Genomic DNA, 16,034 nt, shown 5'->3' with positions numbered 1-16,034 from the left:
AACAACGCCTGCTTTTAGAGTGTAACGACAAGCGGGTGCAGTATTGAAGGGTCAAGAACATATTTTGGTGTTGAGCCCATTTAATACGATACTTTTTAACTAAAATTTATTCTTTAAATGTAAAAAAACAGGAATTTATTACGATATAAGTAGGAAAAAGGACATGATTTATAAAAATTTTTATTTGTCCTGTTTAATAATTTTGCAATAAGAGGTGATTGTATGTTTGAAGTTTTTTTGGCAGAGACAGCAAAAAAAGAATTGAATAAAAAAAATACAGAAGAATTAGAACAGATTAATAAACGTATTAAATCGCTTGAAGCAGGACAATGGCAAAACGGCACAAGAGTGAAAAAGTTAAAAGCTTTGAGCAGTGATCGTCTTGTATTTGAAGCTCGTATAGACGAGGCAAAGCGTATGCTGTTTTCTTTTTATCCGACTAAGGATGAAAAAAGTGCCCTAGTAATTTTTCACTTAGCTCTCCAACATGATGATGTAATACGTACTGCCCGAACTATTTTGAATGAAAATTATGAAGTGAGTCATTATGAACTCGAAGAAGCTGAAGAAGAGAACGTGGAGGATTTAGTAGTAAATACAAAAAAATACTGGAACCAGCCAATGCATCATAATGAATTTATTAATTTGAAAAAGTATGAAGTAGATGAAGACACAATTATAAGGCTGATGAAAACGAACGATTTGGGAACAGAAGAAATGTGGGAATTAAAACTCGCTCTTCATAAAGAACAACAAGAAGTATTAGAAACCCCGTTGCCGGTTTTAATGTCAGGAACTGCAGGGAGTGGGAAGACTACTATTGCGATATACAAGTTATTAGTACGGCCTGAGCTTCAAAAGCTGTATATAACGTATAGTCGCGAATTATGTGAAGAAGCTAAACTGCAGTTTCAAAAACTGGTTTACGGATTAGATGACGAAAGCACTTTTATGGAAAACACCACATTCATGACTTTTGATGATGTACTGAAAAAATACAAATTGGACGAGTATCAGGCGGTTTCGACTCAAAATCGTCTTATTCATGAATATAAAAAATTTGCCAGAGGAAGTAACAAGGAAAAAGAATTCCCGGCTCTTATGGTGTGGGAGGAACTCCGGGGAGTTTGGAAAAGGCGACTTGTTGATGGAAAAATAGATATCACGTTAGACGAATACATGAGTCTCTCAGAGAAAGAAGCTCCAAATTTTTATAGTAAACGTTCTGAAGCTTACAAAATATATGAGTGGTATAAGGATCTATTAAAAGCCAATCATATGGTAGATGAACAGGATCTATTATTTGAAATACTTGCTCAGGATTTAAAAACTTATGATTTAGTGATAGCAGATGAGATCCAGGATTTAACGCCCCTTCATTTAAAAGTAATATTTAAATTTGCAGATAATGAACCCCAACGACTTATGTTAACGGGAGACGACCATCAGGTTGTTCACTATAGTGGTTTCAGGTGGGAAAATATAAAAAATGCCTTACACAATGATTTAAACACAAAGGTAAAAGATATCGTTAAACTATCCAAAAATTATCGTAATAGCGGTACTATTGCTCTTCTTGCTGATTCTGTTAATCAGCTTCAGACAAAATACACTGAATTTCGTTATAAAACAAAAAGCGAAGAGTACCATAATTTCGGTTCCAAACCTATTTTATACGAAAATATAGAAGAAACGAAAATTATTGATTTTATGAGCTCTTTTGGTCCTTATGATGCAGTGTTGGTCAGGGGTACAGGCCATAAAAAAGAACTTCATCACCTTTTAGAACAAAATAATCTGGACAAGCCCTTAATATTTAGTGTGAATGAAGCTAAAGGATTGGAATTTAAAAAAGTATTCATATGGAAAATGTATGAAGAATCGAATGACTATGAATCGCGATGGAAAAGAATAAAAAGAATTATTGATAAAGACATTAATGTAACCAATTTGGATAATATTCAACAAAGGTTTATCAGGTATGAAGCAAGTTTATTATATGTAGCAATTACGCGGGGGATAAATCAATGTCAAATATACGATGGAAAGCTTCCATCTACAGTTTGGGACATAAATGATATACGCGAAAATCTTGAAATAAAAAATGAAATAAATATAGAAGGCAAGACCGAATTTAATGAAGAGGACTGGAAAGCCCAGGGTAATTATTTATTCGAAAAAGGTAAATATGAACAAGCATTAGACTGTTATCGAAAAGCTAAGCCAGATACAGATATTCAACATTTTATGTGGGTATGTACAGCACATCTATCAAAAGAAGAATTCGAATTTGAGCAGGCGGCCGAAATTTTTGAAAGTGTAAATATGCTTCATGAAGCCATTGAATGCTGGGACGCTCTCGGTGAATATGAACAAATTATAAAAATGGCGAAAAAATATAGCCGTATTAAAGAAAATAAACAGAACATTGATTGGGAAGAGACCATAAATGCTTATAAAGTTAAACACTTTGATAAAATCAAAAAATGGTCGGGGAGCGCAATTTATTACCGAAGAAGCGGTAATTATGTTAAAGCTTTAGAGCGCTACAAATTAGGCGGAGAGAATGCAATGATTCATCACATGCTTGAAGAATTGTTAGAAAACCCGGAAAAATTAAATGAGAAATTAATCGAAAGTGCGATTGACTATTATTCTGAACAACATAATGATCATATGAGAGAAAAATATATCCAAGAAAGAATGAAAATATAAATATTTATTTAACTTTAGAAATAAATTTTGGAGGAATAATTATGCCTGCTGAAGTAATTGAGAATTTTAATCCAAACGATCCGAGAACAAATGGAGAAGAGTATTTATTAAATATTTTTCAAAATAGCCCGCGCTTTGATGGATGGACTATATTTGAGCAACCACATATAAATTCAGCGAAACCAGACTTTGTTTTGCTGCATCCTGAGCGAGGAATAATCGTTATAGAAGTAAAAGACTGGAATTTAGGCTTGGATATTTATGAAAATGGAGGTTATATCCGTGGTACAAATGGACACCGGCATCGAAAAGATCCAGTAAATCAAGTAGAAAATTATAAGAAATGGATTTTGAAATCTGAAGCAGTTAATAGTATTTACTTGGCTGAAAATTTTCATAATTACTATGGTTGTATAGATACGGTAGTGTATTTTCATGAAGCTTCAAAATCGGAAGCTTCAAAATTTTGCAATGATAAAAGGGGATATACGAAGATTTGGACGAGAAAAGATGCTGATTACATCAATGAGTCAAATAACCGGTTAAACCCTAATGATCATACCTACCCTTTATTCATGAATAATTCAAAGTTCAACAGAAATGGATTTCTTTTAAGAGAGTTAGTCCAAGAATTATATATGCATTTACAATATGCAGATTATAATTATGAAAGAAGCCAGCCATTCATATTAAATGGGAGCCAAAGGGTTCCCTTACAAGTGAAACCTGGTTCGATACGCAGATGGAGCGGGGTTGCTGGCTCTGGAAAATCATTAGTCCTGGCAGAGAAAGCGGTAAATGCTTTAAAAAACGATTATAATAAGCGAGTACTACTTTTAACGTTTAATATCACACTGCGCCATTACCTAAGAGACCTGTGCAGTCAGCAATTTGGTCGAGGCGAGTATGAAGGCGAACGTAAAAAATTGCGAGAAGATTTAACGATTATTCATTTTCATGACTTTCTAAAAATATTTATGACAGAACACGAAATAGAAACAAATATTGAAGAAACAAATGAAAATTTTACTAATAAGTGGCTAGATGCTATTAATCAATATTTAACTGAAAATATAAAAAAAGAGCATTTTAATTATGACTATATTTTAATTGACGAGGGTCAGGACTTTAAAGGCGAATGGATTCACTTTTTAAAACAGTTTTTCACTGAGGAAGGCGAAATATTTATAGTATATGATAAAGCCCAGGACTTGTTTGAGCATGGAGTATGGATCGAAGACTCTTATCAAATCAAAAATATTGGTTTTAAAGGAAAACCGGGAAATTTAAAATATACTCACCGTGTGCCTAATATGATGGTCCAAAAAATTCATACTATTCGCCAACAGTTACAAATTAAAGAAGACGAAATCCTAGTGCCTGAGGAAGAACAATTAAATTTGACGGAATCGGCTTCTTGGCATAATTACAATGCAAAATTAACTACAGAAAAATTAAAACAAATTGCTTATCATGTTGATTTATTAAGACCATCCAATGATTGGGAAGACATTACAATTCTCACTACTAACGAAAACACTGGCGCTGAAATCGTAGAATACTTTGAAGATAAAGGTGTAAAAACTTCGCATGTATACGATTTACAAAAAGAAAAAGACCAAGAGCGTCGTCGTAGTGAAAAATGGAAGTTCCAAGGAGGGACCGGCCGACTTAAAATAAGTTCTTACCATAGTTATAAAGGATGGCAGACTCCCAACATTATTTTAGTTTTGGATTCTCCAAGTACTAATTATGAAAATGAATATATCTTCTTTAAAGAACCAAACCGTCAAGCAATAAAAGATGCCCTATTTATTAGTATGTCCCGTGTGAAAGGAAAAGCGGAGTCAGGAGAGTATTCGTTTAATTGCTTGAATTATCTTCCTGCCTATAACTATTTAAAATCTTCATTTGATTCACCGTGAGCGCAAAATTCAAGTATGAGTTTGGCTAAAAATACAGAAGTTCCAGCAAAAATTCCTGTGTTTTTAGTCATTTTAATTTTATTGATTAATTTATTTAGTTTTGTAAAAGGGTTTTATTTAGAGAATGGTTGAATATGAAGAGAGTAATTATTGGAACTGATAGGAGCAATAATCGTGGGTTTGATAATTTGTATAGGGTATGGAATGAACGGTAGTAAAGAACATATATTTCTGCTTGGGTGCTATTAATATCATTGGTCGTAGTTCTTTTATTGTTTTTGCTATTTTTCTTTTCAATGCTAATAAATTAATTAAAATCATATTTCAGATTATTACAAACTAATACTTATTAGTCTAAAAAATAGCTCGATTTTAGTTTTGGATTGCTTCCCGCCCGTAGACAATGAAAATAACCAATATACGGAACCCCGGCGCCGGAATGCGTCGGGGTTACTTTTATTCATATATTTCGAATTTGTAAAAGAGCACAGCAAATTTCCAGCTCATTTACGACCGCTTCCGAATCATCGGCACCCATTTCATGTGCGTTCCGATCCGCCATACCCACTCCAGCGGGCCGTAGTAAAAGTATTTCAGCCACAGCGGGCTGGCGAGCAGCTGGGCGGCAAATACAAGCAGGCCAATGAATAGTGCGAACACGTAGCCCGGAGGGTCCCAAATGCCCATGCCGTTAAAAAACGTCCGGCCGCTCTCCCGGAACAGGCTTACGAAAATGACCGACTGCAGCAGGTAATGGGTAAAGGTCAATTTCCCGACGGCGGTAAACGGGATGAGAAACATGGAGATGCTTTTTTGGCTCGTGCCGGCTAACAGCAGCCCGAGGCCCACCCCTAAGCTCACCAAAAATGCGTACACATCATCAAGATGAGCGACCAGCGGACTGGCGGCTCCGGCGTACAAAGCGGCTTTTCCCAAAAGCCCAACAAGGAGAAAGAGGACGGCTAGCCGCCATTTACGGTCGCGATCGTCCAGGGCTCTTGAAAAGATGCCGCTTCGGTACGCGTACATCCCAAAAAAGAAATAGCCGAGATGATCGATCATCGTCGACCATTCAATCAGCAGGTATTCCACGCCGGTCGGATACGTTTGATCCTTCGGCAGGGCGTCCTTCATCCACTGCTCCGGGTCCATCTGAAAAGAGGTATAGCCATCCAGGAGGTCGACTCCGGTGGAATAGCCGAGCCAGAACAGGAACGCCAGTCCCAGCAGCCAGCTGGCTGGCAGCCGGAGACAGGTGAGCAGCACAAGTCCTGCGGAAGCGTACATAAGCAGAATGTCACCCGCCCATATAAAGTAGCCGTGCAGCCCTCCAACGAAAAACAGTATCACGAGCCGCCGGACAAGGGTAGGGTAGGGATTTGTGCCCTTCGCGTACAGCCGGCTGTAAATAAGTACGAGGCTTATGCCAAACATCATCGCAAACAGCGGCCGGGCGCTGTCCTCGAATACGATGGCGACGGCTGTGTGAATAGAGCTGCCCAGCCAGGTTGGGTTGGCCGGGTCCGCTAACGCCAGCCCGAAGATATTGACGATAAAAATCGCAAACAGGGCGAAGCCGCGTATTTGATCGAGTATGTCTATGCGTGGGCCCTGAGTGCTGCCCTGGGGAGTTATCATAACAAAACCTACTTTCTGCAAAGGGAACTTATACTGGGATGCTGATCTAAGATAGGGCAAAGAACCCTCATAGAGGATATACGAAACTCAGGCAGAAAATAAAGGGCCGGAAGTCGGGCAGGCTTTATTCACTCCGGGAGAACTTGCGTCACCATTATTCGTAAAACCGGGCCGCATGCTTAGCCGAAAAGGCTGTTTTTCTCTTTCACGTTAATTGCTGCTTCCCCGTTCGGAATCTCGCATTGAAGCAGCAGGGATTTAGACGCCTGCTTTTCTTCGATACTGTCCACAGCATAGGCTGTCCAGAGCGCCCTGGATTTCGAAAGTTCCAAAAGGGCGTAGCCGTGGGAGGTGCTGTCGAATAATTCAATCCACGGATTTTCAATTTTGATGGCATTCTGCAGCTCTTTAAACAGAAACTCTGTCGGAATGATGCGTTTGCTTAACGCGTCCGGCAGAAAGGTGCGAAAGATTTCGAGCGTCGCGTTTTGAGGCAGGGGGCTCGTGTGGTCGAACAGGTTATTCAGGTTTTTCTGCACCATTTCGTTCAGGTTGCTCGACGTCACAGACCCCACCATCAACTCCACTCCGAATTTATGACCGTCCCGGCTGTAGTCCTCCTGCAGATAAGACGCTTCAAAGCTATGAAAATCGCCTGTCAGCGCAAGGAAATTCTGGATGCCTTCGTTCATGACTGTCCGGGCGATAGCCTGCCGTTCGTGTGCAAACCCGTCCCAGGCGTCAAGATTAATGTACCTGCCCAAAAATTTCAGCTGGGTGATTTGCACCTGGTTGGCCCAAATGTTCCAGAAGCTGCTGGAATTTTTTAATTCACCGAGAAACCAATCCTTCTGCTCCCTGCCAAGCATGGACCGGTCGGGGCTGTGAATGTTTTCGCAGCCATCGGTGAAATAGCGCTCCAGCTCCTGTTCGCCGCAGGGATGAGCATCCCGGTAAGCGCGCTCGTCCGTAATATACAGCGTAGCAAGATCGCCAATAGTCATCGACCGGTACAGCTTCAGGGCATTACTGGATGATGAGCGGGACGGGACATATACCCTCGAAGGCATATATTCCAGCCAGGCGCTGTTCGCCGAATGGCGCCGCTTTGGGTCAGGCTCCAGGCTGTCATCCGGAGCGACCGCCGGGGCGTAGGCGTCGTTGGCAAATTCATGGTCGTCCCAGGTGGCCACCATGGCATGATTTTCGTGCAGCTTTTGCAGATCGGGGTCTGTGCGGTACACGTTGTACAGGTGGCGGTAATCCTCCAGGGTGAACGCTTTGTCTTCACCGCTTGGAAGGGTGATCTGCCTTGCTTCCAAGCCGGTTTGGTATGAGGCCTCTCCGGCGGCTTCGTAGATGTAATCCCCAAGGTGCAAAAAGAAATCCAGCTGCTCGTCCGCCAGGTGAGCCAGTGCGTTGAAATAGCCGCTCGTGTAATCCTGGCAGGACACGTAGCCGATGGTGGCTGCGGGGCAGTCACTGCCCTCCGGCGGAAGCGTACGGCATCGGCCGACGTTGCTCACCAGGCCGCTCCTGGTGATAAAACGGTAATAGTAGGCCTCATTAGGGTGCAGCAGTCCATCCAGATCCATGCGGACCACATGGTCATGGTCCTTCCATACTGGGGAAAATCCTCTCAATTCTACGAAAGAAAAATCCGGATGGGTGCTTACCTGAAACATTACAGCTTTTCCCTGGTCGATGAGGTCCGCGAAAGAAGAGTTGTTTTTGTCGTGCGGCTTGTCCGGCCACTCGAAGCCTTCTCCGCCGATCTCGGTATCGGAGGCCCCTGCCTCTAACGAAGGATCTACTCTAGTCCAAAGCATCATTCCAGAGGAGGTGGGGTCGCCGGAAGCGACCGATTGGGGAAACCCTTTTCCCGCCGGCTGGGTGGCGCCATACGTTTTCATTTCTATATCGGATGAACCATCAACCACCTTGAAGGCCGAGCCGGTAAGAAAGCACTCGGGGAAAGGAGTCCTGTTTTCATCGTCCCTGACTGAATCATTAAAATACAATATGGTGCCTCCTAGATTGTTTCGTTTTTACTGGCGGTTTGAATTGATGAAAAATCGCCTTTCTTTAACAAATATATACCTTTTTTATCATTAACAGAAATGATTGTGATAAAACCTGAAGGGCGGTGAAATCAGATATAAATGAAGGAGCCGGGAGTCCGGCAGGCCGTATTTACTCCGGAGCATTGCTCTGCCAGTCTGCTTCCCGCCTCGGATCTCTGGCCCCGGACAGCTCCCCGGTCTCCTGGTCCAGGGCCAATGCCTGAATCGACCCGAAGTAGAGCGGCGTCGGCTGTTCACGAATATCCTCGTACCCAATCGCAAGCAGCTCCTCGCGCTGCTCCGTTTCAGGGGGCTCTTCCATCACAAGTTCGTCACCATCCAGATGAAAGCGCGGGGCTTCGACAGCTTCCTCGAGGCTGGCATCGTTCTCTGCCCAGTCGGCAATCACCTGCGTGAGCATAATCGGAATCCGTTCGCCGCCCGGGCTGCCGATGCCAAGCACCGGCCCGTCGTCATTGGCCACAAGCATCGGAGACGACCACGTCACCGAGCGCCGTCCCGGCTCCGGTTCATTGACGCTGCCTTCGCCAATGTCGAACCGGTCCATCTGGTTGTTCAGAAAATAGCCGTCGGCATACTCTCCGGAGCCCCAGAAGTTGGTGAGCGTATTGGTCATCGACACAAACGTCCCTTCCTCGTCCACGACCGTAATGTGGGTCGTGTTGGGGTCTCCTGTGTAGGAGGAGGCTTCCTCTTCGGAGATCATGCTGTCATCGGAAATTTCCGCAGCCAGCTCCACGTTACGTGCCGGGTCCGTCAGTTCATCCACCGGCACATCGACAAAATTCGGATCGCCGTAGTCCGTTTCAATAAACTGGGAGGCGAGTCTCCAGGACATGGCGGTGTCGTGGATAAAGTCCGTGCTTTCCCGTCCTGCTTCCATGCTGTTCTTTTCCTCAAGCATATGCAGCATCTGAATGACGCTGATGCCGGGAAGAGGCGGGGCGGCGCCGATAATGTCATAGCCCGCGTACGTCCCCACAGACGGGTCGTTTTGGCTGACCTCAAACGCTTCAAGCGAAGCGGCATCAATGCCTTCGATTTGAGACGCGAGCGACTGCCCGGCCTCTCCTTCATACAAAGTATCGCTTCCATTATCACGGATATCGCGCAGGGTGTCGGCGAGTTCGTCCTGTTCCACGGTAGCGCCGGCTTCGAGGGGCTCGCCGTCCGGATAGAAATGGCTCAGTTCACTCACAGGAAGCCTGCTTTCTCCCGATTCGAGCTGCTCCGCCAGCAGCCCGGAGACCTCCGAGCTGTCGGCGAGCGTGACCGCAGGATCAAGCAGCTCCTCCCATTCCGCCGTGCCGTAGTCAGCGTGGAATTTGTTCATGCCGGCGGTAAAACCGGGCACGCCGATGTCGGAGGAGGGGATGCCACTCTCGGGCACGACTTCACGGTAATCATACGCCTGCGGGGCTTCACCCTGCTCCTGGATCAGCACCGACCCGCCTCCGCCGATCCCGGAAGCAAACGGCTCGACCACCGAGACCGCGTAAGCGGCGGCGACAGCGGCATCGGCTGCGTTTCCGCCATTATCGAGCACCTCCATGCCGGCTTCGACCGCCTCCGGATGCCCGGCGCTCACCCCGTAGTCGGAGGGCCCATCCGGTGCCTCGGCAACGTCCTCCGTTTCTTCGTTTTCCTCGGGAGCATTCTCCTCCGGGGGCGCGCTTTCATTTTCACTCTCTTCCTCTGACGAACATCCGCCGATCACAAATAAGGACAGAACGGCTGCGGCAGGGACGAAGCGGCGGACGTGATCGAAAGAGGGGGAGAGGACTTTTTTCCGGACAGCTATCACCCTTCTGGTATCCATGCATCATTCTCCTTTCCCGGTTCCTGCTTGATTCTGCTTCGTGCCGGCCACTTCCTGCTGAGCAGGTGTCAAACAGGATAAATAATTTTAAATGATGGGTTAGCTTCAAATGAATGCCGATGCCTATAAGGAGCAGAAGAGAGCAAGACGTTGGGCGGGCAGTGGAAATACATATGTAGTGAGCTGGGCGACTCCTCTTGTTGTAATATTAAGCTTATTCCCTAAAATCCCTGGATTAAAAGCCCGGGGAGACCAGATTGGCAGATATTTTCACCATTAGAGAGGCGCAGAAACCTCTCGTCACAAAAAAACCCTGCAGGCTGTATGCAGGGGTTCATTTATTTCCAAACACATGTGAGCGGGTAACAGTAAAGTTAATCCTGCACCCTTTATCTAATAACGATAAATGTCTCCATCGTCCGGCACCAAAACGTTTGCCGAAATGCCTCTGTCTTCAGCGAATGTCTTTAATTCTTCCTTCGATAACGTCCAGTGGTTCACTGCTTCCATGTGCACGGCAATGATTTTCGCGTCGGGAGTGGCCTGCTGCAATTCGTACACGTCTTCTTTCCCCATCACAAGCGAACCGCCCTCGGCGATCTGGTTGTCTCCGGCATTGACCACGATGAGGTCCGGCTGGTGGAGGTTTATCGCTTCCTGGACGCCCTCGTACCAGACGGTGTCACCGGCCACATATAACGTTTGCTCTGATTTGTGGCTGAACACGACGCCGCACACCGGTCCAGCAATTTTAAGAATGTCGCCGCGGCCGTGCTCGCCCTTCGTTTTGCTTAAGGCTATCCCTTCAAAGACGGTGTCCTCGTGCAGTACCTCGACGTTCTGAAAGCCGTCGCTCCGAATGGCCTCTGCTTCGTCTGCATTTTGGGTGAAAAGTGGAAGGTTCTTAGGCAAGGCTTCCTTTGCGGCCTCGTCCCAGTGGTCCTGGTGCGTGTGCGTAACAATAATGGCATCAATGCCTGCGGTGATTTCCTGCAGCGAAACCGGCAGTTTGGCGACCGGATTGTTCTGGTCTCCGTCCGGTGCGTGAGGCGCCGGGTTCGGCAGTGGCGGGTAGGCGCCTTTTTCCCCTAAATATGGATCGACTAAAAACTTTTTGCCCGCGTATTCCACAATGAGCGTCGCGTTCCGGATCGGCTGGATATTCATTCGGAAAAACTCCTTCTAAATAATAATATAAATGATTGTAATACATTTTACCGTTTGTTGTACTTAAGCCCCAGCGGAAGCTGCATAAAGTATAGGTCATAGTTATAAAATTGCTGCCCGGCACTTGGCTTGTACAGGCAATCTATGAAGAAAATGGTATATTGAATAAGAAAGCTGGTAGATAACTGGAAAAAGGATCCAATTGCGTGGAGGTTATTATGCTATCAGGATTTTTTATTAACATCACTATACTCGTCTCGTTTATTTTTTTATTCCACCGTATATTTTATCAGGTCCCGCTGCGGGAGTCTTCGTCGCTCGGCCAAAAACTATTTGCCGGAGTTTTCAGCGGGGTGCTCGGGCTGATTTTACTCGCTTACAGCATTCCGTTAAGCGACACGACCATCATTGACTTACGGATGGTGCCCATTACGTTAATGGCTATTTTTGGGGGATGGATTCCGACCGTAATAGCGGGCCTAATGATCGTGACAGGGCGGCTGGTTATCGGTGTCAGCATGTCTTCAGTCGCTGCGATCATTCTGATTATTGCGACCGTCTTTTCCTGCCTGCTGGTACACAAGCTTGTAAAAAATGTGTGGGTGCAGGCAGCATGGATGGTCCTCACCACCAATGGATACATCGCTGTTACGCTGGCCATTCTCCTGCCGACCGGCCAGTGGCTGCCCGCCTCCGGTATGTACCTGCTGGCCTCGGTGGTCGGCACGTCTGTGGCCGTCTATATGTTTACCCACCTGACCCAGGTGAATGAGCTGTTCCGGCGCTACCAGGATCAGGCTTACCGGGATGGTCTGACCAGTTTGTACAATAAACGGGCGTTTCAGGAAATGATCCAGCAGACCGAAGCGGAATACACCGACAGCCCCCGGTCGCTGTCGCTTTTGGTTCTTGATATCGATCATTTTAAATCAATCAATGATACGTACGGCCATTCGGAAGGAGACGCGGTCTTAACCCAGCTTAGTGAAATCCTCGAAGCGTCCATCCGCTCGAACGATGTGGCGTTTCGCGTTGGCGGGGAAGAATTCAGCATTTTGCTGCATGACTGCACTAGCGCCCAGGCATTAATCATTGCTGAACGAATTCGGTTAAATGTGGAGGAAGCCTCTTTTCAGCTTCATCAAGTTCCGGATGCCCTGAATGTTACCGTTTCTGTCGGAGTTTCCACCTACCCGGAGACAGAACCACAAATCCAGCACCTGTATGATGCGTCCGACGAAGCTTTGTACCAGGCGAAAAGACAGGGGCGGAATCGTGTCTGTTTTGCAGAAGCTCCTGCTTAAGCCAGAGAATCCAAAAAACATCACCTGCCAATCGGCGGGTGATGTTTTATTACGTGCATGAAAGGGTCTTACGTTACGGCCTCGGTCAGCCGGAGGGTGCGTGACGTGGAGTCGTGCACCATCTCCAGCAGCTCCGGGTTGTCCTCGAGCGAGCGGCCGTAGGACGGAATAATTTCTTTGAGTTTTGGCTCCCAGGCCTCCAGATGGTCGGGGAAGCACTTGTTTAATACTTCAAGCATGATCGATACGGACACGGATGCGCCCGGTGATTCACCGAGCAGCGCCGCCATCGTGCGGTCCTGGGCATGAATCAGCTTGGTACCGAACTGCAGGGCGCCCCGGCCGCCCTCTTCAGTATCCTCGATCAGCTGTACACGCTGGCCGGCCACAAGAAGATTCCAGTCGTCACTGGAGGCATTCGGCACAAAGTTGCGCAGTTCTTTCATCCGGTCTTCCTTGGACTGGGTCAGCTGCTGGGCAAGGTATTTAAGCAGCGGCGTGTTTTTGGCGCCGGCTGCAAGCAGGGTCAGCACGTTCGACGGTTTAACCGACCCGAACAGATCCAGCGGGGATCCCTGCTTCAAAAACTTAGGTGTAAACCCGGCGAACGGGCCGTACAGCAGCGTGTCCCTGCCTTCGATGTGACGGCGGTCCAGGTGCGGTACCGTCATCGGAGGCGTGCCGGCCGGCTCTTTGCCGTACACCTTGGAGTGGTGCTTTTGAACGACCTCCGGATTGTCACAAACGAGAAATTCGCCGCTGATCGGAAAGCCGCCAATGTGCCTGCTTTCAGGGATGCCCGTTTTCTGCAGCAGCGGCAGGGCGCCGCCGCCGGCACCGATAAAGGCGAAGGAAGCGGTATGCTCCTCGAGTGATTCTTGATTTAGGTTCTTTACGGTTACTTCCCACGTGCCGTCGCTTCGCTGGGCGACATTTTCCACAGAGTGGTTGTAGCGGATTTCTACATTATCCTGCTTTTCCAGGTTGGCAAGCATCTGGCGGGTCAGTTCCCCGAAATTAATATCGGTGCCGTGGTCGACCTTCGTGGCCGCTATCGGTTCGTCAGAGTCGCGTCCTTCCATCATCAACGGAATCCACTCTTTGATCCTCTCCGGATCTTCGGAAAATTCCATGCCTTCAAACTGGGGATGGCCATCCAGCGCGTCAAACCGTTTGCGCAGAAATTCCACATGCTCCTCGCCGTAGACAAAGCTAATATGAGGGAGGGGACGGATAAATTCCTCGGGGCTTTGAAGATCTCCCTGCTCCACTAGGTGCGCCCAGAGCTGCTTCGAGATCTGGAATTGTTCATTAATTTCTATCGCCCGGCTGGTCTTGAGAGAGCCATCCGGCTGCTCGGGAGTGTAATTCAGCTCACAGAGAGCCGCATGTCCGGTGCCGGCGTTGTTCCACTCATTTGAGCTTTCCTGTCCGGCGGAGTCGAGCTTTTCGAAAATCGTAATGCGCCACTCGGGTTCCAGCTTTTTGAGTAATGTCGCAAGCGTGGCACTGACGATGCCGGCGCCGATCAAAATTACATCGCTCGTAGTGTTAGTTTGTTGCATCGGGTGTTCCTCCTTTGAAATGAAAAGTGGGTCCATCTTTGAAAGCGGTTAAGGTAAGTAGTATGGTCATCTGATGACTCTTTACATATCATAACATACTCGCTGCTGAAAAACGAGAAAGAGGATGAGGCGGGCGCCTTAGTTTGACTGAAGCAATGCAGGGAATAAAGGGAAAGAGCGGGCATGCTAGTATTCAAATAAACAACGGAAGAATTCATAGAATTTTACTGGAGGGATCATGATGAAAATTTTAATTACAGGAGCGACCGACGGCATCGGGATGGAAACGGCGAAAATGCTGATGGACGAGGGCCACGAGGTGCTGCTTCACGGCCGCAGCGCGGAAAAGCTGGAAAATGTGGCAGAAGAGCTCGGCAACGCACAGGCGGATCAGTATGTGGCGGACCTGTCCCAGCTGGCTGAGGTAAGAAGCCTGGCTCTCGGAGTCACGAACAAGCACAGTCATCTCGATGTGCTCATTAATAACGCCGGGGTGTATAACGCGACAGACGCTACCACCGCAGACGGCCTGGATATCCGCTTTGCAGTGAATACGTTCGCCCCGTACATTCTGACGAACGAGCTGTTGCCGCTGATGGACGAGTCGGGGCGCGTCGTAAACCTCTCTTCTGCGGCGCAGAAGCCTGTAGATTCGAAGGCACTTTCAGGAAACAAACATCTCCAGGACGGGGAAGCCTATGCCCAGAGCAAGCTCGCCCTCACAATGTGGACGATGGAGCTCGCTCCGCGCGTGGACCCCGTAATGGTGGCGGTGAATCCGGGTTCCCTGCTCGGAAGTAAAATGGTGAAACGGGCATTCGGCGTCGAAGGCAGCGATATTACCATCGGGGCAAATATCCTGTACCAGGCGGCGCTGTCGGAAACGTTTGCGGACGCCTCCGGCAAATATTATGACAATGATGCCGGCGATTTCGGTGACCCGCATTCGGATGCCAGAGACAGCGAAAAACGCCAGGCGCTTGTGAAACAGATGGATGACATAATAGAGCAGACAGGTAGTTTATAAAGACTGTGCCAAGATTACTACTGTAAATTCGATAGTAAAGCAAGGCTCTGTACAAGAGCCTTGCTTTATTTGTGTATGCGGCTTTTAAAATGATGCTGGCATTAAAGCAATACGTATGTTAAATTTACCTAACGTTAGGTAGGCAAAGAGATGAAAAAGGTGATGATTTGATGGAAACACGCGACCGCATAATCCAAGCAAGTCTGGAGCTGTTTACAGAGCGGGGCTATGAAGGCACGACGCTTGCAGCGATTGCCAAACAGATAGGCATGCAGAAACCTTCGCTGTATGCGCATTTTACAAACAAAGAGGCGCTTTTTTTGGCCACGGTGAAAACAGCTGTGCTTGAATACAACCAGATTGTACGCAGCGAGTTAGAGGCTCTGGGAGCAGAAACGGCGGAGACCCAGCTGAAAACGTTACTGTACCGGCTCGCTGAAGTGTATTACGACGAATACACGATCAGCCAGTTTTATTACCGGTTTTTATTTTTTCCACCTCCAGCGCTCGCTTCGAAAATGCAGCAGATGGTGGAATACCACGGCAGTGCTGCGGATCAGCATATTGAATCCGTTATTCGGCAGGGAAAGGACGAGGGGGCCATTGATGCGTCGCTTGCGAGTGATCTTATTACGGAAAGCTACTTATGCCTGCTGAGCGGCATGGATTTTGACACGCGTTATTACGATTTTAATAAAGAACAAATCCGCACCCACGTGGACCGGATATGGCAAATCTTCTGGCGGGGGATTAAGGCTTCCGGGTGATAAATAAAAGCAGCAGAAATTTA

General features: G+C 46.9%; 10 protein-coding genes. 5 read left to right on the top strand and 5 right to left on the bottom strand.

Annotated elements, in window-relative coordinates:
• Positions 1–222: 222 nt before the first annotated feature.
• Together ACTTK6_RS14970 and ACTTK6_RS14965 are read left to right on the top strand one after the other, a co-directional pair.
• Positions 223–2,715, top strand: coding sequence for a UvrD-helicase domain-containing protein (locus ACTTK6_RS14970; protein WP_462833832.1), 2,493 nt, complete (start codon positions 223–225; stop codon positions 2,713–2,715).
• 41 nt (positions 2,716–2,756) lie between these two features.
• A complete protein-coding gene (locus ACTTK6_RS14965) occupies positions 2,757–4,640 on the top strand; it encodes a nuclease-related domain-containing DEAD/DEAH box helicase (protein WP_462833831.1) in 1,884 nt (627 codons plus the stop codon).
• Positions 4,641–5,147: 507 nt separating this feature from the next.
• On the opposite strand, the gene ACTTK6_RS14960 is transcribed toward ACTTK6_RS14965, so the two are convergent.
• From ACTTK6_RS14960 to ACTTK6_RS14945, 4 genes are all read right to left on the bottom strand, one after another.
• Positions 5,148–6,278, bottom strand: a complete 1,131-nt coding sequence (locus tag ACTTK6_RS14960) for a DUF418 domain-containing protein (RefSeq protein ID WP_462833830.1) — start codon at positions 6,276–6,278, stop codon at positions 5,148–5,150.
• A 179-nt stretch (positions 6,279–6,457) separates the two neighbouring features.
• The gene (locus tag ACTTK6_RS14955) at positions 6,458–8,299 is read right to left on the bottom strand and encodes an alkaline phosphatase D family protein (protein ID WP_462833829.1); all 1,842 of its coding nucleotides are present in this window, start codon (positions 8,297–8,299) and stop codon (positions 6,458–6,460) included.
• 172 nt (positions 8,300–8,471) lie between these two features.
• The gene (locus ACTTK6_RS14950; RefSeq protein ID WP_462833828.1) at positions 8,472–10,181 is read right to left on the bottom strand and encodes a gamma-glutamyltransferase family protein; all 1,710 of its coding nucleotides are present in this window, start codon (positions 10,179–10,181) and stop codon (positions 8,472–8,474) included.
• Positions 10,182–10,574: 393 nt separating this feature from the next.
• Positions 10,575–11,348 (bottom strand): MBL fold metallo-hydrolase, encoded by a 774-nt coding sequence (locus ACTTK6_RS14945; RefSeq protein WP_462833827.1) that lies wholly within the window; start codon positions 11,346–11,348, stop codon positions 10,575–10,577.
• A 218-nt stretch (positions 11,349–11,566) separates the two neighbouring features.
• Between ACTTK6_RS14945 and ACTTK6_RS14940 the strand changes: the two genes are divergently transcribed.
• Entirely contained in the window at positions 11,567–12,652 is a 1,086-nt protein-coding gene (locus ACTTK6_RS14940) for a GGDEF domain-containing protein (RefSeq protein WP_462833826.1), read from the top strand.
• Positions 12,653–12,720: 68 nt separating this feature from the next.
• Here ACTTK6_RS14940 and mqo read toward each other — a convergent pair whose 3' ends face one another.
• Positions 12,721–14,253 carry a malate dehydrogenase (quinone) gene (gene mqo / locus ACTTK6_RS14935; RefSeq protein ID WP_462833825.1) on the bottom strand — a complete coding sequence of 511 codons (1,533 nt, stop codon included), beginning with the start codon at positions 14,251–14,253 and terminating at the stop codon, positions 12,721–12,723.
• 205 nt (positions 14,254–14,458) lie between these two features.
• Between mqo and ACTTK6_RS14930 the strand changes: the two genes are divergently transcribed.
• A complete protein-coding gene (locus ACTTK6_RS14930; protein WP_462833824.1) occupies positions 14,459–15,244 on the top strand; it encodes an SDR family NAD(P)-dependent oxidoreductase in 786 nt (261 codons plus the stop codon).
• A gap of 170 nt (positions 15,245–15,414) precedes the next feature.
• Complete coding sequence (locus ACTTK6_RS14925) at positions 15,415–16,011, top strand: TetR/AcrR family transcriptional regulator (protein WP_462833823.1); 597 nt, start codon at positions 15,415–15,417, stop codon at positions 16,009–16,011.
• Positions 16,012–16,034: the final 23 nt, after the last annotated feature.

The organism is Marinococcus salis, from assembly GCF_054971365.1.
This window is presented reverse-complemented; position numbering and strand designations above follow the sequence as displayed.